Source organism: Nocardia sp. NPDC127526 (assembly GCF_042672265.1).
Lineage (GTDB): Bacteria > Actinomycetota > Actinomycetes > Mycobacteriales > Mycobacteriaceae > Nocardia.
This window is the reverse complement of record NZ_JBHXVO010000001.1, coordinates 13578-32839: the sequence shown is the minus strand read 5'-3', so window position 1 is coordinate 32839 and position 19262 is coordinate 13578. Positions and strand designations below refer to the sequence as shown.

The following is a 19262-nucleotide window of genomic DNA, read 5'->3' as shown; positions in this document are numbered from 1 at the left end:
TCATCGGCGATTGAAGGCGGTGCGGTAGGCGCTGGGTGTCAATCCGACGCGGCGGGTCAGATGCTGGCGCAGTGATTCCGCGGTGCCGAGTCCGGAGCGCCGCGCGACCTCGTCCATGGGCAGCCCGGTGATCTCGAGCAGTTCCCGGGCCCGGTCGATGCGCTGGTGCAGCAGCCATTGCAGTGAGCTGGAACCGGTTTCGGCGCGGAAACGGCGGGTGAGGGTGCGCGTGCTGACGTGCGCGTGGGCGGCCAGATCCTGGAGGGTGAGCGGCCGGTCGAGGCGCGCGACCGCCCAGGCGCGGGTGCCGGCCAGGGAGGTCCCGGTCTCCGGCGGCAGCGGCGTCTCGATGAACTGCGCCTGCCCGCCCGGCCGGATGGGCGCGACCACCGCCAGCCGCGCGACCGCATTCGCCACGGCCGCACCGTGATCGCGGCGCACCAGGTGCACGCACAGGTCGAGCCCGGCGGCCAGCCCGGCCGCGGTGAGGACCTGTCCGTCGTCCACGAACAGCACATCCGGTTGCAGATCCACCCGCGGGAAGCGTTCCCGCATCTCCGCGGAGAACAGCCAGTACGTGGTCGCGGGCCGCCCGTCGAGCAATCCGGCCTGCGCCAGCACGAAGGCGCCCGTGCAGATGGAGGCGATGCGCTTGCCCGCCGCGGCGGCCTCGCGCAGCACCCGCAGGACCCGTGCATCGCCCTCGGCCCGCGCCCCGGTCCCGGTCACCATGACCGTGTCGGCCGTGGCCACCTCCTCCAGTCCGAGTTCCACCAGCACGGACCGGCCGTTGTAGCCGGGCACGATCCCGGGATCCGGTGTGCACACCACCACGTCGTACACCGGCTGCCCGTCCACCCGCGCCGCCGGGAACACCAATTCCGGGATGGCGAGGTCGAAGGTGGTGACCGGAGGTACCGCGAGAACGACGATTCTGTGCATGGCCCGAACCTTGGGATATCTGGCATTCCGGCCACTACTGTAGCGCGATCCGCAGGGGCACAGTGGTTTCCGGGTCGCCGCGAGCGGCCCCCGAATCCAGGAGGAATCAGATGTCCTTGCACGTCATCACCGGTGCGGGCAGTACCGGCGGCCGGACGGCGCTGCTGCTGGCCGCGGCCGGGGAGCGAGTGCGGCTGATCAGCCGGCGCGGGCTGGGCCCGGAGCATCCGCTCATCGAACGAGTCGCCGGCGATACCGCCGACGCCGACCGGCTCACCGAACTGACCGCGGGTGCGCGAACTCTGATCAATTGCAGCGCACCGCCCTACGATCGCTGGCGGACCGAGTTCCCGCCCATGGCGACGAGCCTGCTCACCACCGCCGAACGCACCGGCGCGAATTACGTCTCGCTGTCCAATGTGTACGGCTACGGCTCGGTCGGCGGACCCCTGACCGAGGATCTGCCCATGACCCCGCGGGCCGTGAAAGGCGCTGTGCGGGCGCGCATGTGGCTGGACGCGCTGGCCGCGCACGAGGCGGGCCGGGCCCGCGTCACCGAGGTGCGGGCCGCCGACTTCCTCGGCCGCGATGCCGTATCGCTCTACAACCTGCTGGTGACGCCGAAAGTGGTGGCCGGCGCACCGGCCGCCTATCCCGGCGATCCGGAGGTGCTCAAGAGCTGGTCGTATCTCGACGATGTGGCGCTCACCCTGGCCACCGTCGCCCGCGACGACCGGTCCTGGGGCCGGGCCTGGCATGTGCCGTCCACCCATATGTCACTGCGGGAGCTGACCATTCGCCTGGCCAAGGTGGCGAATGTTCCGGAACCGCGGCTGTCGGCCATGACGCCGGTGGAGCTGGCCTGGGCCGGTGCGGAGGATGCGATCGCGGCCGAGGTCGTCGAGATGTACTACTCGCTCGAGCACCCCGCCATCCTCGATTCCACGCGCACCGAAAGCACTTTCGGGCTGTCCGCCACGCCGATCGATACGGTGCTCGCCGATACGGCGCGGTTCTCCGCGCCCGCCTGATCGATCAGGTGGTCGTGCTCTGCGGGATGGCGCGGGCCAGGGCGCGCAGGTCGGCCTCCAGGAGCCGGGACAGTTGATAGGTGAGCGCGAAGGCGAGCACACCGCCGACGCTGAGCCAGCGCACCGTGCCGATCACCAGCTCCAGGTCGGCCGGCGCCACGAAGGTCGCGGTGGCCACGCCCAGCAGCGGCACCGACGCGGCGGCCGCGAGATAGAAGTTGCTGCGGCGGCTCAGCGCGAGGAGCTGCCGCCGATCGTCCGGCCCGACCGCGCCGCGGGCCAGCAGCTGCGGGTACAGCGAGCGCAGCGCGTACACCGTGACCAGGAAGAACGGATAGGCCAGCGCAATGGCCGCGCACACCACCTGGGCGGTGAAGAAGTAGCCGAAGGCATTGGGCGGCAAGGCCGCTCCGGAGCGGGACAGGGCCACCGGCCAGGCCACCCCGGCGAGCAGCCACATGGCGAAAGGGATCCACACCGCGCGCTCCCCCATCAGCAGCGTGTCGGCGCGGGCGCGGGCGAGTTCGGCGGCGGTGTAGTGGCGGCCGTGGGCCAGCCGGTAGGAGACGGCGAGCGGCCGCCGCGCCAGCCACAGCAGCAGCGCCGCCGCCAGGGGAAAGGTGATGGCATTGTTCACCAGCGCGACCGTCGCGAACCGCTCCTGGTCCGCGGCCGCGAGCCGATCGACGATGAGGCTCTGGTTCAGCCGGATGTTGTACACGCTGGCCAGGGCATTGGGCAGCCCGACGCACACCACCGCGATGGGCACCGGCCAGCCGCGCATCCTGGCGCGCAGGCTCTTTCGCGGCGGATCCACCAGATCGCGGGCGCGCGGATCCAGGCACAGGTCCAGCTGCCCGGCCAGTTCCGCGCCCCGCTGCCAGCGCCGGTCCGGATCGGGATGCAGGCATTCCAGCAGCACCCGGCGCAGCGCGGCCGGGGTCTCGGCCGGCAGGGTGGCCAGCGCCGCCGCGGACACCCCGGCGCGGCGGCGCGCCAGCATGTCGGCCACCGTCGCGGGACCGGAATCGCCGGCGGAATCCTCGAATGGCGCTGTGCCGGTGAGCATCTCCCACAGCAGCACGCCCAGCGAGTAGAGATCGCCGCGAGCGCCCGGCAGCGGCGCGGTGGGATCGAGCATGACCGCCAGGGCTTCCGGCGAGCGGTAGCGCAGCGCCTCCGGATCCTCGGCCCGCCCCGTCGGCCGGCCGCCCGCCCAGGACAGCGGCCCGAGCGCGAAATCCGCCAGCTTCGGCACGCCCTCGGCGGTGAAAACCACATTCCCGGGCCGGATATCGTGATGCAGCACGCCGTGCCGTTCGGCGTACTCGAGCGCCTCCGCCAGCCGCCGCCCCACCCAGGCCACGGTCTCCGGCCAGCTCAGTTCCGCGATCTCGGCGCGCACCCGGGAATCCGCCGGCCGGATCTCGCCCCGGGCCTCCATGGCCGCGTCCACCGCGCGCAGCAGCAGGCGGCCGCCGAGCACGGCGATCGAGGCCGGGCCGGGCTGGGCGCGCCGCTGGGCCAGCACATCCGCGGCGGTGCCGCCCGGCAGATACTGCATGTACAACAGCCGCAAGGGTTTTCCGGTGCTGCCATCGGCGATCAGGCGCTGGTCGAACACCCGCACGATGTACTGATGGTCCAGCTGCGCGACGGTCGGGGCGTCGCTGTCGGCCCCGGCTTCCACGCGCACCGCGACCAGGCGCTGCATGGAGCGCTGCCGGGCCAGGAACATGCGACTGTGCGCGCCGCCGCCGAGATCGGTGAGCAGATCGAAATCGTCGAGGCGGCGGCCGGTTCCGATGCCCTCGGGCAGGCTCGGCGGCGGGGTCCGGCGCGCGTCGTCCCCCGCGGCGAAGCGGGCGCGGAGCTCACCGGCCACCTCCGGATATTCGACGGCGAAGGCGTCGACATCGATCACCCGGTAGCGGCTGCGGACCACATACTCCTCGCACACCAAGTCCACGAAGTCCGGACTGGTAGCGACTTCGGGAAATTCGGTGCGGTACTCCGCGATCCGCTTCTCCATTCCGGCGCGCCGCCACCGCTGCCGCATATCCACGCGCACCAGATCGGTCAGCACCGCCAGGCGCGCGTCCCGCCCGTCGGGCACATAGCGGTCCAGCGGCGGCGGCTCCGGGCGATCGCCGCGCAGCGTGGATTCCCAGTCGGCGGCGAATCGGGCGACCGCGTGCATCGGATTGCCGCTCACAAGCGGATACCCGGCCGCTCATCGTCCGCGTGGGCGGAACGACCGGGCGCGACCACGCGCTCCAGGGCCCGCAGATCCGCCTCGAGCGCCCGGAACATGATGTACACCGCCACGAACGCCACGATGCCACCCACGCTGAGCACCCGCACCGCGACGATCACCAGCGGAATGTCATCGGGCGGCAGGAAGGTCACCCCCGCCACCGCCAGCAGCGGCACCGAGGCCGCGATGGCCAGATAGCCGGTGCAGCGGGTGCCCAGCCGGTGCAGCCAGGCGGCATCGTCGGCGCTGATGTCGCCGTGCCGCAGGAACATCGGATAGATGCAGCGCACCAGATAGAAGGTGACCAGGAAGAACGGGTACGCGGTGGCGATGGCGCCGCAGACCCACAGCGAGACCAGGAAGTGCACCATGCCGCGCGGGGCGATATCGCCGGTGGCCAGGTGCAGCGAGAGCGGGAAGGTGATGCCCGCCAGCACCCACGCCGAGATCACCACGAACGAAATGCGTTCCCCGCACAGCAGCACATCGCGGCGGGCGCGCGCCAAGGTCCGCGGGTCGTACTCGCGGCCCTTGCGCAATCCACGCGGCACCGTGATCACGTACCGGCACAGGTAGATGATCACCGCCAGCCCGATCGGATAGAACAATCCGTTCACCGTGGCCGTGGTGAGCGTGAAGGTCCGCATGGCCTGTTCGGAGAGCCGGCTCACGATCAGCGTGTCGTTGTGCATGATGTTGTAGATCGAGGCGATCACGTTCGGCACCGTGACGAACAGCGTCACCAGCGGAATCATCCAGCGCCGCAATCGCATTCGCGGGCTGTGCGGCGGCGGGTCGACCAGATCGCGGGCCCGCTCGTCCAGGCACAGCTCGAATTGCTTGGCCAGCACCGACCCGCTGCTCCAGCGCTGATCGCGCTCGGGGGCCAGGCAGGTGAGCAGGACCCGGCGCAGCGCGGCCGGGCAGTCGGGCGGCACCCGCTCCAGCGCACCGGCGTCCACGCCGCTGCGGCGGCGGTGCAGCATGGCCTCCAGGGTGGTGCGGTCGCCGTGCCCGCCCGGACCGGCCGTGGTGTCGTCGAACGGCTTTGCGCCGGTGAGCAATTCCCACAGCACCACGCCCAGGGAGAAGATGTCGGCGCGGGTGTCGAGATCACCGGCGGTGGTGGTGCTGCCGGGATGGCAGGCCTCCAGCTGCTCCGGCGACATGTAGGACAGCGAGCCGCCGAAATAGGAGACCGGGCTGGCGCCGTCCAGATTGCGGCTGAAGCTGATATTGAAATCCGCCAGCTTCGGCACGGCCTCCGCGGTGAGCAGCACATTCGCCGGTTTCACATCGCGGTGCAGCACCCCGTGGCCGTCCGCGTAATCGAGCGCCTCGGCCAGCCGGCGGCCCAGCCACGCAACGGTTTCCGGCCAGCTCAGCCCGGCCAGTTCGGCGCGCACGCTGGAATCGGTGGGCCGGATCTCGCCCTTCTCCTCCATGGCCGCGTCCACCGCGTCCAGCAGCAGCTGCCCGCTGCGTTCGGCCGACGGCGTGGCGCGCACCCAGCGCAGCACGCCCAGCAGGGTGCCGCCGGGCAGGAACTGCATGTACAGCAGGCGCAGCCGCCGCCCGGTCTCGGTGCGCACACCGGACATCAGCCGCTGATCGAAGACGCGCACGATGTAGTCGTGGTCGAGCTGGGCCAGCGTCTGCGGCTCGGTGCCGTGATCGGCGGAGATCTTCACCGCCACCAGGCGCTGCAGCGACCGCTGCCGGGCCAGGAACACCCGCGCGAAGGCGCCGCTGCCGAGACTGGTGAGCAGATCGAAATCGTCGATGCGCTGGCCGATTTCGATGCGGTCGAGCAGTTCGGTGGTCTCCGGGGCGCTGATCCCGCTGGTGGCGCGGGCCGCGTCCGGGGCGGTCCCGGTGAGTTCGCCGAGGTCGGCCTGGGTCAGCTCGCCGGGATCGGGGACGCGGGTGCTGTCGCTGTCGAGGTCGATCCCGGGCCGGGTCGATTCGTCGGGCGGGGCGCCGGCGCGGGTGGAATCGTCGAGTGTGAAATCTGGTTGGGTCAGACCATTCGGCGCGAAGGCCGCACGCGTGGATTCGTCGAGCGGCGATCCGGCGCGCGTGGACTCCTCGAATCCGGGCCGCGTGGAATCCTCCAGCACCGACCGCCGGGTGCTCTGGTCCTCGTCATCGGCATTGAGCAGCTCCCGCAGCTCGGTGGCCTGATCCGGGAATTCGCGCACATAGTCGCGCGGATCCACCCGCTCCCCGCTGTGCCGGCGGATGACGAACTCCTCGTAGACCAGTCCCGGGGGCAGGTCGCCGACGGTGAGTTCGGGGAATTCGGAACAGTATTCGGTCAGACGCTTGGGCGCCTGCGTCCGGCCCGGCGGCAACCCGGATCCGCCCAGCCAACGGTGCCGCATATCGACGCGAATGAGCTCCACCAGCGCACCGCGGCGCAGCGCGGCGGCATCGGGCAGGAAGTCGGCGATCTGCGGCGGCGCGGAGCCGGTATCCCAGGCCGCCGTGAACGCGGCAACCACATTGAATTCCGTTCCAGCCGAATATCGGCCGGAGCGGTGGTCGGCACCAGAAGCCATGTCCGCACCCATCGTGGCTCGGCACGGATACCGTCGAATCCGTACTGTCGATGGATGTCGCGGATAAAATCCGCCACACCCGACACCATCATCCCCGAGCAATTGCGGGAATGATAACTTGCGGCTCAACAGCGGATCACCCGATTTCGACACGAGGCGACGGGGGAAAACCAGCATGTACGACGAGGGCACCGCACTGGCGGACGGCACCGCGGCGGTGAACGAGGTAGTGGTGAGCACAGACGACACGGCAAGCAATCCCAGCGAGACGGCCAACCCGGCCGTCCCCGAGACGGCGAGCGCCGACCGGCAGGCCGAATCCGGCTCCCCGGTAGACGAGAGCACCGCGGCCGGTATCGCCGCCGCCGTGCGCGAGGGCCTGCGCACACCGGGCGATCTGGTGGAGGGCGCCATCGAGCGGATCCGGTCGCGGGACCGGAAAGTCAACGCGTTCAGCCTGCTTCGCGTCGACGCCGCCCGCGCCGAGGCGCGCGCGGTGGCCGAGCGCGCGGATCTGGACATGCTGCCGCTGGCGGGCGTGCCGATCGCGGTGAAGAACAATATCGACGTCGCCGGCGAGGTCACCCGCGGCGGTTCGCTGGCGGGCTCGAATCTGCCCGCCGAGACCGACCATCCGGTCGTGCGCCGACTACGCTCGGCCGGCGCGGTCGTCGTCGGCCTCACCACCGTTCCCGAATTCGGCCTGTGGGGCGCCACCGACTCCCCGGAGCGCATTACCCGCAGCCCGTGGAATCCCCGTTTCGGCTCCGGCGGTTCCTCCGGCGGCTCCGGCGCCGCCGTCGGCGCGGGCCTGGTCCCCGTCGCGCACGGCAATGACGGCCTCGGCTCGGTCCGCATTCCGGCCGCCTGCTGCGGCGTGGTCGGCCTCAAGCCCGGCCGGGGCCTGGTGCCCGCCGAGGTCGGCGTCGACTCCTGGGGCGGCATGACCGAAAACGGCGTCCTGGCAACGACTGTCGCCGATGCCGCGCTGGTGCTGTCGGTCATGGCCGACCGCCCCGCCCTGGCCGAACTGGAAACCCCGCCCGCCCTGCGCATCGGCCTGGCCGCCGCCGCACCGGTCCCCTTCGCCCGCGTCGACCGCGCCTGGACCGCCGCCGCCCGCAAGGCCGCCTCCCTCGCCGCGGGCGCCGGTCACGCCGTTGCCGTGGCCGAACTCCCTTATCAGGGCACGACTTTCGCCCTGGCCCTGCGCTGGCTGGCCAATGCCGCCCGCGAGGCCGCCACCGTCCCGCATCCCGAACGCCTGCAACCGCGCACCCGCACCCACGCGGCCCTGGGCCGGGCGGTCCTGAAGACCGGGCTGGTGCGTTCCGGCCAGGTCGATCGCATCGAGGCCCGCCTGCTCGACTACTTCGAACGCTACGACGTGGTCATCACCCCCACCCTGGCCACCGCCCCGCCCCGCGCCCGCAACTGGCACACCCGCCCCTGGCTCGCCAATGTCATTGCGAACGTGCGCTTCTCTCCCTTCACCCCGCTGTGGAACCTGGTCGGCTGGCCCGCCATCTCCGTCCCCATGGGCATCCACCCGCGCACCGGCATGCCGGTCGCCGCGCAACTGGCGGGTCCCCCCGGCAGCGAATCCACCCTGCTGCGCCTGGCCGCGCAGCTCGAAACCGCCCAGCCCTGGAAACGCACGGCCCCCTGATCGACCTCCGGACAATAAGAAACCGGGTCGTCACCGAATGACGACCCGGTTCCACGGGTTGGGGGCGAAGCCCCGAGTATCGCCTGGGGGTTCGGGGGCGAAGCCCCTGCGAGCCCCGGGAGTTGGGCAGCGGCGCTGCCTCCGACTCACCGCCGCTGCCCTGTGCGTTCCTACTGTGCGGCGACGACCGGTTCCCGATCGGCGAAGCCGCCTTCGAGTACGCGTGCGGCGAACTCGATGATGGTCGGTCGATCGTCGTCGGCGCGCCAGGCCACCGCGAGCTCGCACGGCGGCAGGCCGGTGACCGGGCGGGCGGTCAGGCCGGGCCAGCGGTACATGGGCACATTGTTCTCGGCGAGCAGGCACACGCCGAGGCCGAGGCTGACGGCCTCGAGACGCTCCTCCGCCGTGGCCGCTTCCGCGCCGATGCGGGCCTGACGGCCGCCGCGGGCGTCCGCGCCGAGCCAGAAGTCGCGTGCCGCACCGGCTTCGGCGGGCATGGCGATGAACGGCTCATCGGCGAGGTCGGCGAAGTCGATGGTCTCCTGCCCGGCGAGCGCGTGGTTCTCCGGCAGCAGCACCCAGCGCGGCTCGGTGCGCAGCACCTGCCACCGGTAGCGGCTGGTGTCGGGCACCGGCAGCCACATGAGGGCGAGGTCGGCCTGCCGGCCGGCCAGCCCGCTGGAGGGATCGGTCCAGGACGCGGAGTGCAGGGCGAGCCGATGGCCGCTGGCGCTCTCCAGGTCGGTGATCAGGCCGCGCCCGATGGAGGACTGGATGCCGACGCGCAGCACCTCGCCGGCCTCCTGCAGGGCGACATTGGTCACCTCCCACAGCTCCAGGATCTTGCGAGCGCCTTCGAGCAGTTCCTTACCGGCGACGGTGAGGGCGACGCTGCGCTGGTTACGGTCGAACAGGACCACGTCGAGCTGGCGTTCCAGCTGACGAATCTGCCGCGACAGGGTGGGTTGTGCGATGTGCAGCCGCTGGGCGGCGTTGGTGAAGTGCAGTTCCTCAGCGACGGCGACGAAATACCGCAGGTCGCGCAAATGCGGGTCCATAGCCCCTTGCTATCAGAATCGGTCTTGATTTTCCAGCCGTATCCGACCCAAAAGTTTGCGATCAGATCAGAAAACAGCCGTCAGGTTTGTTACAGACAGCATAATCCGCCCGCGAAACATGCTGTTAACCGGACCCGCGAATTCCTGGCCATTCGACGAAGATCAATGCCCGGCCAGCTATGCGGACAGGTGACCAGCAGTTACCTCCGCCACGCCGCCCCGCCCGAAAAGCGGCCCGGACGGCCCGCGGCCGTCCAGCAACAACCGGCACGGGCTCACGACGTCGCCGTAAACCCGGTGAGGTGAGTTTCGTCACATGAGGCTTAAAACCGCTCGCGATTGGGTCCGCGCGCGGCTCCCCCGAGGCTTATTTGCCCCCGTAGACCTTCGGGTCCAAGGTGCCGATGTAGGGCAGATCGCGATAGCGCTCGGCGTAGTCGAGCCCGTAGCCGACCACGAACTCGTTCGGAATGTCGAAGCCCACGTGCATGACGTCCACGTGCGTGCGCAGCGCATCGGGCTTGCGCAGCAGCGTCACGACCTCGAGCGAGGCGGGGTTGCGGCTCTTCAGATTGCGCAGCAGCCACGACAGCGTGAGACCGGAGTCGATGATGTCCTCGACGATCAGCACATTGCGGCCGGCGATGTCCTTGTCCAGGTCCTTCATGATGCGCACCACGCCCGAGGACGAGGTGGAGGAACCGTAGGAAGAGACCGCCATGAACTCCATCTGCGTCGGGATGGTGAGCCGCTTGGCCAGGTCGGTCATGAAGAAGATGGCGCCCTTGAGCACACCCACCAGCAGCAGGTCGCCTTCGGGGGCGTCAGCGGGATACCGCTTGGCGACGAGGTCCGCGATCTCGTCGATCTTTTCCGCGATTTCGTCCTCGCTGATCAGCACCGACGCGATGTCGTCCCCGTACACGTCCGCTGGTTTCCCTTCAGTGATGATGTCTATCCGAATCGGATTCGCTCTGGTCCGAGCCCAGTATGAGCCTGCCATGTTCACGCGCGGCAACCAACCTGGTCCCATCGGGCAAACCACCCACGGCCACCCCGCCCTGACCCCGCCAATTCGTGATCAGCGCGTCGACGGCCCGTAAATTATTGTCCGTCAATGATTTTGCGCCACGTTCCAGCAACCAGGCGCGAACGACGCGGCGGCGGAGTGCGGGCGGGGCAGTGGCGAGCGTCTCGAGCGACAGCGTTTCGCCGTCCAGCGCCGCGGCCAGCAACTCCGCGGCGAGCGTGTCCAGCACCGCGCCGTCCTCTTGCAAATGGGCGGCCGTGCGCGCCAGCGCGGCGGCGACGCCACCGCCCAGGACATCTTCCAGCAATGGCAGCGCCTCGGTGCGCAGCCGCACCCGGGTGAACTCCGGTGCGCTGTTGTGCGGATCCTCGTGCGGCGTCACCCCGAGATCCGCGCACAGGGCCCGCGTCACCGGCCGCCGCACGCCCAGCAGCGGCCGCCCCCACGGTTCGGCGTACTCCGGCATGCCCTGGATCGAGCGACCGCCCGACCCCCGCGCCAAACCGAGCAGCACGGTCTCGGCCTGATCGTCGAGGGTGTGCCCGAGCAGCACGGGCAAGCCGTCGCGGGCCGCGTCCAGCGCCGCGTACCGGGCCCGCCGCGCCGCGGCCTCCAGCCCGCCCGCGCGCCCGACCTCGACCGACAGCACCCGGGCCGACCGGCAGCCCAATGCGATGGCCGTCGCGGCCGCCTCCGCCGCCACCGCGGCCGAGCCCGCCTGCAATCCGTGATCCACCACCAGCGCGTCCACCGCTTCGGCCTCGACCACGGCGGCGGCCGTCAGAGCCAGGGAGTCCGCGCCGCCGGACAGCGCGACCGCGACCTCGCCGCCGGGCGTGTACGCGGCCAGCCACTCCCGCAGGGCGTGCCGCATCTCCAGGGCGGCGCGCGTCTCGGGCAGCCGGGGCCGATCGTTCACGCCCCCGATCGTTGCACGCGCCCGCGGCCGGCCCGACTCGGCTCGGCCGGTTTCCGCGCCCGGCTCAGCCCAGCACGCGGGTGACCCAGCGCTGCGGATCGCTGATCTCGTCTGTGCGGGGCAGGGTTTCGGGATTGGTCCACACCGCGTTGAACCGTTCCATGCCGACGGTATTGACCGCCTCGTCGACGAAGGCCTTGCCGCGCACATACTGCTGGACCTTGGCATCCATGCCCAGCAGCGCGCGTAGTAGGCGCTGCAGCGGATTGCCGGGCCGCTTGCGCCGCTGATCGAAGGCCGCGCGAATGCGCGCGACCGAGGGCACCACGGCCGGGCCCACGGCATCCATCACATGGTCGGCATGGCCCTCCAGCAGCGTGCCGAGCATGAGCAGATTGTCCAGCGCCTGCCGCTGCGGTTCGGCCTGGGTGGCGCGCAGCAGCCCGATGACCCCGCCCGCCGGATCCTCCACCCCGCGGCGGCGCTCGCGCACCGCCTCCAGCAGGCGCTCGAGCATATCGGCGATGGGCTCGTCCCCGGCCGCGCCGAGCACCTCCACGTTCTCCCGCATGTACTCGGCCAGCCAGGGCGCGGAGGAGAACTGCACCCGGTGGGTCACCTCGTGCAGGCAGACCCAGAGCCGGAAATCGCTGGGCGGCACGCCGAGTGCGCGCTCCACCGCCATGATGTTGGGCGCGACCAGCAGCAGCGTGCCGTCGGGCCCGCTGAACGGGTCGTACTGGCCGAGGATGGCCGTGGACAGGAAGGCCAGCATGGCCCCCGCCTGCACCCCGGCCGGCTTGCCCAGGAGCTTGCCCTTCGCACCGGCGTCGACGCCGGTCCCGGTGAGCTGCGCCATGGAGTCGGCAGCGGCCCGAATCCAGCCGGGCCGGTCCACGATTCGGGCATCGGGCACCACGGAGCCGTCGATCAGCCCGCTCACCTCCCGCACCGGCCCCTCCGCGCGCACCGAGGCGGCGGCGAGTTCCAGCACGGCCTGTTCGGCGGCCTGTCTGGTGGTGCGCGGCCCGGCCGGCACCAGCGCCGCGCCGGTGCGCGCGGCGAGGGCCCAGTCCACGGAACCGGCCAGCCCGGAACGGTGCTCGGGCGCCGGCTCGCCGGTCAGCAGCACCTCACCGGTCTGAGCGACGCCGTTTCCCGCGCGGTCGGCGTCGGCCGAATGGTGTTCGGGTCCGGTCATAGTCATCCACCCGTCAGGAGCATCCGCAATTACGCAGTGTGGCGGCGATGGCGTCCAATGCCGGGCGGCTCAGGCCGGGCAGGCGATCGTTCGACATCAACGCGAAAGTGAGTACGCGCCCATCGCGGTCCAGCACATACCCCACCAACGAGCTTGCCACGTCCAGAGTTCCGGTCTTGGCGCGAACCCAGCCCGCGGCGGCGCGATCGCGCACGGTGTAGCGGTCGGACAGGGAGCCGGTGGCGCCGGCGACCGGGAGGTAGTCGAGCAGCGCCGCCAGCGGTGCGGGTGCGGCCTCGGCCGCGCCGTCCCCGGCCGGATTGCTCTGATTGAAGGGCGAAGTCGGCAGCGCCGCGACGGTGACGATCCTGTCGAGCAGGCTTGGCGTGATCTTGTCGTCCACCGAGAGCCCGCCCGCGTCGTGCAGCGTGGTTCCGGTCAGGTCGAAACCGGCGGCCTGCAGGGTCGTGGTCATGCCGGTGACCGTCCCGGTGAAGGACCGCTCCGCGCCTGCGGCGGCGGCGATTTCGCGGCCGATGGTCTCGGCCAGCACATCGTCGGAGTGGACCATCATGTCCCGCAACCGGTCTCGCAGCGGCGCGGAACGCACGGCCGCGACCTGGGTGGCGCCGGCCGGAGCGGTGCCCAGCCGCACCCGATTCGGGTCCAGCCCCAGCGCGGTGGCCAGGGCCTTGCCCGCGTCCAGTGCCGGGGTCGGGGTGCGCGGGGAGTACTCCACCAGCGGCTCCAGCCGCCCGCCGTCGATCATGACCGGTTCGATGGGCGCGATGGAACCGCCGGCGATGTCCTCGGTCAGCCAGCCCTGCGCCATGGTCGGCCCCGTGTACGCGGAGACGTCCACCACGATGGTGTCGGCGGTCCGTCCGGACGCCTTGATCTGCGCCACCAGATCCGAAAGTTTCGGCCCGTCCGGGTAATAGCCCTTGCCGTCCGGCTGCGCGGTCAGCGTGGGATCGCCGCCGCCCACCAGTACGAGCTCGTTCGCCGCGCCGCCCGTCACCACCTTGGTGGTCACCCGGTGATCGGCGGGCAGCGCCAGCAGGGCGGCGGCGGTGGTGAGGATCTTCGCGGTCGACGCCGGGATCATCGCCTTGTCCGCGTCGTGACCCCACAGCACCTCGCCGGTATCGGCATCGGACACCTGCGCGGCGAACACGCCCAGATCCGGATTGGCGACCACCGCCGCGAGCGCCGCGGTCAGCCCGGCGGCCGTGGGCGCGGGCCCGTTCGTCGGCGCGGGCGCGACCTGCGGCAAGACCCGCACCGGCGAGGGCGGGGCGGCAATGGTCAAGCCACCGTGGCGGAACTCCTCCGTCCACGGTTTCACCGTCAACACCACGGCCGCGGCCGCCACCAACACCACGACCAGCGCCGATGACACCACGATCCAGGTTCTGCGACGGCGCTTGGCCTCCAGCCCACCGATGTTCTGTTTGTTCCGACCTGCCACCTGCCGCTACTCCCTGATACCCGTGGTTCGGTATTGCCCGAGAAGTCCCTGCCGCACCCACACGACCCCCGACCACACTATCCTCGTTGCGCAGTCGTTCCCCCGAACGAGCTGGCGAGTCGGCAGCCATACCGCCCACCGAAGAAGGAGATGACGTGGAGTTCGACGTCACCATCGAGATCCCCCGGGGTCAGCGCAACAAGTACGAGGTAGATCACAAGACCGGACGCGTGCGGCTGGACCGCTACCTGTACACGCCGATGATGTACCCGGCCGACTACGGCTACATCGAGGACACCCTGGGCGGCGACGGCGATCCGCTCGATTGCATGGTGCTGCTGCCCGAGCCCGTGTTCCCGGGCGTGCTGGTCGAGGCCCGCCCGGTCGGCGTGCTCATCATGAGCGATGAGGCCGGCACCGACGAGAAGCTCGTCGCGGTGCCCGCCGGCGACAAGCGCTGGAACCACATCCAGGACGTCGAGGACATCCCGGAATTCCAGCGCAAGGAGATCGCGCACTTCTTCGAGCGGTACAAGGACCTGGAGCCCGGCAAGTGGGTCAAGGTCGAGGGCTGGGAGGGCCGCGAGAAGGCCGAGAGCCTGGTCACCGAGGCCTACGCCCGGCTGAAGGAGCAGGGCGGCCACTGAGGCAGGTCCGAAGGCATTGTGGGGGCGCGGATTACCGCGCCCCCACTGTCGTCATTCGGGGGCCGACAATCCGGCGGTGGTGCGCAGCGGAACTTCTCGCCAGAACAGGACGAGCACCAGCGCGACCAAGGTGACCGCGGAGGTCGTCAGGAACACCGTCGACAGCGATTCCGCGAATCCCACCTGGAACGGCCGTGCGAGCGCCGGATCCAATTGCTGCACAATCGAACTGTCGCTGAGCACGCGCTCGACGCCGGAGGTGTCGCGGCCCGTCGCGGCCAGTTCGTCCCGGATATCCGGAACCAGCCGCGCGAACAGGATCGACAGGAATACCGCCGCACCCAGCGTCCCGCCGATCTGCCGGAAGAAGGTCGCGGCGGCCGTCGAAACGCCCATATCCTTGGGCGGCAACGCATTCTGCAAGGCCAGAATCAACGGCTGCATGAGATTTCCCAGCCCGAAGCCGACACACATCATGAACAGCGCCACGATCCAGAATTCGGTGTCGAAGCGCAGATAGTGCAGCAGGAACAGCCCCAGCGTCACCAGCGCCGCGCCCAGAATCGTGAAGATCCGGTAATGCCCGGTGCGCGAGATCAATTGGCCCGAGAACACCGAGCCGATCATGATGCCGAACACCATGGGGATCATCTGCAGGCCGCCCAGCATGGGGCTGGAACCCCGCACCACCTGCAAATACTGCGGCAGCAACAGGATTCCGCCGAACATGCCCGCGCCCACCACGAAGGAAATGACCACACCCAGCGCGAAGGTACGATTGGCGAAGATGCGCAAGGGAATCAGCGCGGCATCCCCCAATGCCGCCTCCACCGCCACGAATCCGGCCACACCGACCGCGCCGATCACGTAGCAGATCACGGACTTCGTACTGCCCCAACCCCATTCGCGACCCTGCTCGGCCACGATGAGCAGCGGGGTGAGTCCGATGATCAGGACCAGCGCACCCCAATAGTCGACACGACCGCGTGATCGCTCCCGCGCCGGCAGCCGCAGCACCCGCGTCACCACCAGCAGCGTGAACAGCCCGATCGGAACATTGACCAGGAACACCCACCGCCATCCGGCAATGCCCAGAATGCTCTGCTGCCCCGAGAACAATCCGCCCAGCACCGGCCCGACCACACTCGAAGTTCCGAATACGGCGAGGAAATAGCCTTGATAGCGGGCTCTTTCGCGCGGACTGACGATATCCCCGATGATCGTGAGCGCCAGCGACATGAGCCCGCCCGCGCCCAGCCCCTGCACCGCCCGGAAGGCCGCCAGCTCGTACATCGACTGCGAGAACGTGCACAGCAGCGACCCGAGCAGGAATATCGAAATCGCCGCCAGATAGAAGGGCTTGCGCCCGTACATATCCGAGAGTTTCCCGTACAGCGGCGTGGCCAGCGTGGCCGTGATCAGATACGCGGTCGTCGCCCAGGCTTGCAGCGCGTACCCGTCGAGATCATCGGCAATGGTCCGGATGGCCGTCGACACAATGGTCTGATCCAGCGCCGCCAGCAGAATCCCCAGCAGCAGCCCGCTCAGGATCACCATGATCTGCCGATGCGTGAAACCCCCTTCACCCGAAGCGGACTCACGCACGTCTGATGTAGCCATAGCGGACCTCCAGCCCCCGCCCTCACGATAGGCGGGAAACCGGAGGCCCGTAGTCCCTTTTCGGAGAAGGTCGCAGGGGAGCCCCTGTATGGCGAAGGGGTTTCAGGGGAAGCCCCTGAGAGCCACGAGAGTTGTTATTTCCCCTTGAAGTCCGGCTTGCGCTTCTCGAAGACCGCCTGGATCGCCTCGGTGATGTCCTCGGAGGGCAGGAATGCCGCATTCCAGGCCGACACGTACCGCAGCCCGTCGGCGACCTTGCCCGCCTTCGGCTGATCCAGCACATCCTTGATGCCCTGCACCACCAGCGGCGGGTTCTCCGCGATCTCCCGCGCCAGCGCGTGCGCCGCGTCCAGCACCGCTTCCTGATCGGCGTAGACGTCGTTGATCAGCCCGATCTTCTCGGCCCGCGCGGCGTCGATGTCCTTGCCGGTGTAGGCGAGCTCGCGCAGATGCCCCTCGCCGATAATCCCGGGCAACCGGTGCAGCGAACCGATGTCGGCGACAATGGCGACCTTCGCCTCGCGCAGGCTGAACTTGGCGTCGGCACTGGCCAGCCGGATATCGGCGGCCGCAATGAGATCCAGCCCGCCGCCGATGCACCACCCGGACACCGCCGCGATCACCGGCTTGCGGCAGTCCGCCACCGCGGTGACCGAGTCCTGCATCTCCCGCACATGCCGCAGGAAGTCGGTGCGCGGCCCGGCGAGCGCGGGCCCGCTCAGCAGCGGCCCGAACAGGGGGCTCATGGCCGGCAGATCGAGCCCGTAGGAGAAGTGCTTGCCCGCGCCGGTGAGCACGATGGCGCGGACCTCGGGATCGGCGTCGAGCTCCCGGAAGATGAGCGGCAGCTCACGCCAGAAGTCCGGGCCCATGACATTTCCCTTGCCGGGACCGGTCAGCGTCACCTGGGCGATGTGGTCCTTGCTTTCGACCTCGAAAGCCTTCCAATCGGTCATCGGTCCAGCGTATCGGGGGTGCGGGCGGCCCGGGCGGGCGGTGTGAATCCCGTGCTGAATCCGATGCGCCGCACCGGTTTCCAGCTACCTCGCGGCCGCACCGTGAAACCCACCCCGCGCATCCACCGCAATCGCTCTACCCTGGTGCCATGCGCAGGTCCCTGCCACCCGTCGCCGCCAAGGTTTCGGACACGCTCATCGCGCGCGGCCACCACGGCGTGATCATCACCCAGCCGCAACCAACCCACACCGCGGCCGAGGCCGCCCAGGCTCTGAACGTGCCCGTCGGCGCGATCACCAAATCCCTGGTCTTCCTGCTCGACGAGGATCCGGTGCTGCTGCTCGTCTCCGGCGAGCACCAGGTGCACCTGGAACGCACCGGCCGCCGCCTGGAGGGCAGGCTCACCCGCGCCACCGCCGCCATGGTGCGCGAGCTGACCGGCCAGCCCATCGGCGGCGTCGCCCCGGTCGGGCATCCGGTCAACCTGCCGACCTATATCGACACCGCGCTGTCGCGGCATACCGAGTTGTGGGCGGCGGGCGGACATCCGAACACGCTCTTCCGCACCACTTTCGGCGAGCTGGTCCGGATCACCGCGGGCCTGGCCATCGATATGGATTGAGCGATTTCGCACAGTGGGGAATAAACCCGGCACCCGGACACGTAGGTTCGAAACGTGAGCGATTCTGCGACGCCCGGCGCCGAGCTACATGTGCCCGACGATCTGAGCGGTATCACCGCGCAGCAATATCGGGCCGCCATGCGGCACTATCCGGCCGGCGTCACCATCGTCACGCTGAACTCCGCGGACGGGCCGATCGGCTTCACCGCCACCTCGTTCGCCTCGCTCTCGGCGGAACCGCCGTTCATCTCGTTCAATATCGCCGAGACCTCGTCGAGCATCGCCGCCATGCTGCGGGCCGAATCGCTGGTCGTGCACTTCCTGGGCGAGCATCAGAAGCATCTGGCTCAGCGGTTCAGCAAGGCCGCGGAGGAGCGGTTCAGCGATCGATCGCTGTGGACCACCTTGGACACCGGGGAACCGGTCCTGCACGGCACCCCGATCTGGGTGCGCGCCACGGTCCATCAGCTCATCCCCATCGGCGACCACACCCTGGTGGTCGGCCTGGTCACCCGGGTGCACGACAACACCGAGGACGCGCCGTCGGCCGGACCGCTGGTCTACTACAACGGCGCCTACCACCGCGCCGAGATCTCCGACTGAATCCCCTCCGGATCAGGCCGCGGAGGACACGGTCCCGATACCCAGCGCCGCCAGGATTCCGGCGCTGAGCTGTTCCAGCCGATCCCGCACCCGCGGGCTGCGCAGCAGCGTCACCGCCCGCGAGGCCGCCACCGCCAGCAGCACCATTTCGACCGCGGCGATCGCGGCTTCGATGGCGCCCAGCGCGAGGGTGTTCGCGAAGGTCACCTCGGTCAGGAACTGCGGCAGCACCGCGAGGTAGAACAACCCCACCTTCGGATTGAAAATGCACGACAGCAATCCCGCAGCGAATGCCGAGCGAACGGTGACGCCGGCCCGCGGCGCATCGACGGCGAGCTCCGCCGCCCGGGCGCCCCGATTGCGGCGATACTCCAGAAACGCGCGAATCCCCAAGTACACCAGGTAGATTCCACCGACCACCTTCAAGGCCCGATAGGCCGTGGCCGACTGCTCCAGCAGCGCCGCCACCCCGGCGGCCACCACCACCGCCCAGACGATCCCGCCCAGCGCCGACCCGATCGCCGCGGCCACCGCCGGTCGTCGCCCGATAATCGAAAACCGCAGCACCAGAAAAGAATCCGGCCCGGGCGTCAGCGACAGCACCAGGCACAGCCCGATAAAGCTCAGCAGCAGCGGAAGGCTCACCCCTCCATGGCAGCGCACCGCCGCCG

The 19262-nt window shown here is 69.9% G+C and carries 16 protein-coding genes; 5 read left to right on the top strand and 11 right to left on the bottom strand.

All coding sequences use genetic code 11. The features are described from left to right. Positions 1-942 (bottom strand): GlxA family transcriptional regulator, encoded by a 942-nt coding sequence (locus ACFVIV_RS00155; RefSeq protein ID WP_379192240.1) that lies wholly within the window; start codon positions 940-942, stop codon positions 1-3. Between the two features lie 110 nt (positions 943-1052). Here ACFVIV_RS00155 and ACFVIV_RS00150 point away from each other — a divergent pair, with 110 nt between their 5' ends. After that, positions 1053-1973, top strand: coding sequence for an NAD-dependent epimerase/dehydratase family protein (locus ACFVIV_RS00150; protein ID WP_379192238.1), 921 nt, complete (start codon positions 1053-1055; stop codon positions 1971-1973). Between the two features lie 4 nt (positions 1974-1977). On the opposite strand, the gene ACFVIV_RS00145 is transcribed toward ACFVIV_RS00150, so the two are convergent. Both ACFVIV_RS00145 and ACFVIV_RS00140 read right to left on the bottom strand, forming a co-directional pair. Then, positions 1978-4188 (bottom strand): protein kinase, encoded by a 2211-nt coding sequence (locus ACFVIV_RS00145; protein WP_379192236.1) that lies wholly within the window; start codon positions 4186-4188, stop codon positions 1978-1980. Further along, positions 4185-6791 carry a serine/threonine-protein kinase gene (locus ACFVIV_RS00140; RefSeq protein WP_379192234.1) on the bottom strand — a complete coding sequence of 869 codons (2607 nt, stop codon included), beginning with the start codon at positions 6789-6791 and terminating at the stop codon, positions 4185-4187. Before ACFVIV_RS00140 ends, ACFVIV_RS00145 begins: the two co-directional genes overlap by 4 nt. 175 nt (positions 6792-6966) lie before the next feature. Between ACFVIV_RS00140 and ACFVIV_RS00135 the strand changes: the two genes are divergently transcribed. Then, positions 6967-8460: an amidase gene (locus ACFVIV_RS00135; RefSeq protein WP_379192232.1), complete on the top strand. Its 1494-nt coding sequence runs from the start codon at positions 6967-6969 to the stop codon at positions 8458-8460. 170 nt (positions 8461-8630) lie between these two features. Here the strand turns inward: ACFVIV_RS00135 and ACFVIV_RS00130 are convergent, their stop codons facing one another. From ACFVIV_RS00130 to dacB, 5 genes are all read right to left on the bottom strand, one after another. After that, a complete protein-coding gene (locus ACFVIV_RS00130) occupies positions 8631-9521 on the bottom strand; it encodes a LysR family transcriptional regulator (protein ID WP_379192230.1) in 891 nt (296 codons plus the stop codon). Positions 9522-9888: 367 nt separating this feature from the next. Beyond that, positions 9889-10446: a hypoxanthine phosphoribosyltransferase gene (gene hpt, locus ACFVIV_RS00125; RefSeq protein ID WP_379192228.1), complete on the bottom strand. Its 558-nt coding sequence runs from the start codon at positions 10444-10446 to the stop codon at positions 9889-9891. A 16-nt stretch (positions 10447-10462) separates the two neighbouring features. Then, complete coding sequence (tilS, locus tag ACFVIV_RS00120; RefSeq protein WP_379193085.1) at positions 10463-11425, bottom strand: tRNA lysidine(34) synthetase TilS; 963 nt, start codon at positions 11423-11425, stop codon at positions 10463-10465. 109 nt (positions 11426-11534) lie between these two features. Further along, positions 11535-12671, bottom strand: a complete 1137-nt coding sequence (locus tag ACFVIV_RS00115; protein ID WP_379192226.1) for a zinc-dependent metalloprotease — start codon at positions 12669-12671, stop codon at positions 11535-11537. Between the two features lie 13 nt (positions 12672-12684). Beyond that, positions 12685-14142, bottom strand: coding sequence for a D-alanyl-D-alanine carboxypeptidase/D-alanyl-D-alanine-endopeptidase (dacB, locus tag ACFVIV_RS00110; RefSeq protein WP_379192224.1), 1458 nt, complete (start codon positions 14140-14142; stop codon positions 12685-12687). Between the two features lie 155 nt (positions 14143-14297). Between dacB and ppa the strand changes: the two genes are divergently transcribed. Further along, on the top strand, positions 14298-14789 hold the full coding sequence (ppa, locus tag ACFVIV_RS00105; RefSeq protein WP_379192222.1) for an inorganic diphosphatase: 492 nt from the start codon (positions 14298-14300) through the stop codon (positions 14787-14789). A gap of 51 nt (positions 14790-14840) precedes the next feature. On the opposite strand, the gene ACFVIV_RS00100 is transcribed toward ppa, so the two are convergent. Next, positions 14841-16409 (bottom strand): MDR family MFS transporter, encoded by a 1569-nt coding sequence (locus ACFVIV_RS00100; protein WP_379192221.1) that lies wholly within the window; start codon positions 16407-16409, stop codon positions 14841-14843. A gap of 134 nt (positions 16410-16543) precedes the next feature. Beyond that, a complete protein-coding gene (locus ACFVIV_RS00095; RefSeq protein WP_379192219.1) occupies positions 16544-17365 on the bottom strand; it encodes a crotonase/enoyl-CoA hydratase family protein in 822 nt (273 codons plus the stop codon). A gap of 149 nt (positions 17366-17514) precedes the next feature. On the opposite strand from ACFVIV_RS00095, the gene ACFVIV_RS00090 reads away from it, so the two are divergent. After that, on the top strand, positions 17515-17988 hold the full coding sequence (locus ACFVIV_RS00090) for a YbaK/EbsC family protein (RefSeq protein WP_379192217.1): 474 nt from the start codon (positions 17515-17517) through the stop codon (positions 17986-17988). A gap of 138 nt (positions 17989-18126) precedes the next feature. Next, the gene (locus ACFVIV_RS00085; protein ID WP_379193084.1) at positions 18127-18591 is read left to right on the top strand and encodes a flavin reductase family protein; all 465 of its coding nucleotides are present in this window, start codon (positions 18127-18129) and stop codon (positions 18589-18591) included. A 12-nt stretch (positions 18592-18603) separates the two neighbouring features. Here ACFVIV_RS00085 and ACFVIV_RS00080 read toward each other — a convergent pair whose 3' ends face one another. Further along, positions 18604-19236 (bottom strand): LysE family translocator, encoded by a 633-nt coding sequence (locus ACFVIV_RS00080; RefSeq protein WP_379192215.1) that lies wholly within the window; start codon positions 19234-19236, stop codon positions 18604-18606. Positions 19237-19262: the final 26 nt, after the last annotated feature.

Bases quoted from the DNA above. Each gene is read 5' to 3' on its own strand.
- tilS (WP_379193085.1), bottom strand. From the start codon at position 11,425: ATGCGGCACGCCCTGCGGGAGTGGCTGGCCGCGTACACGCCCGGCGGC.
- ACFVIV_RS00135 (WP_379192232.1), top strand. From the start codon at position 6,967: ATGTACGACGAGGGCACCGCACTGGCGGACGGCACCGCGGCGGTGAAC.
- ACFVIV_RS00085 (WP_379193084.1), top strand. From the start codon at position 18,127: ATGCGGCACTATCCGGCCGGCGTCACCATCGTCACGCTGAACTCCGCG.
- ACFVIV_RS00095 (WP_379192219.1), bottom strand. From the start codon at position 17,365: ATGACCGATTGGAAGGCTTTCGAGGTCGAAAGCAAGGACCACATCGCC.
- ACFVIV_RS00090 (WP_379192217.1), top strand. From the start codon at position 17,515: ATGCGCAGGTCCCTGCCACCCGTCGCCGCCAAGGTTTCGGACACGCTC.
- ACFVIV_RS00155 (WP_379192240.1), bottom strand. From the start codon at position 942: ATGCACAGAATCGTCGTTCTCGCGGTACCTCCGGTCACCACCTTCGAC.
- ACFVIV_RS00130 (WP_379192230.1), bottom strand. From the start codon at position 9,521: ATGGACCCGCATTTGCGCGACCTGCGGTATTTCGTCGCCGTCGCTGAG.
- ACFVIV_RS00140 (WP_379192234.1), bottom strand. From the start codon at position 6,791: ATGGCTTCTGGTGCCGACCACCGCTCCGGCCGATATTCGGCTGGAACG.
- ACFVIV_RS00100 (WP_379192221.1), bottom strand. From the start codon at position 16,409: ATGGCTACATCAGACGTGCGTGAGTCCGCTTCGGGTGAAGGGGGTTTC.
- ACFVIV_RS00115 (WP_379192226.1), bottom strand. From the start codon at position 12,671: ATGACCGGACCCGAACACCATTCGGCCGACGCCGACCGCGCGGGAAAC.
- ACFVIV_RS00150 (WP_379192238.1), top strand. From the start codon at position 1,053: ATGTCCTTGCACGTCATCACCGGTGCGGGCAGTACCGGCGGCCGGACG.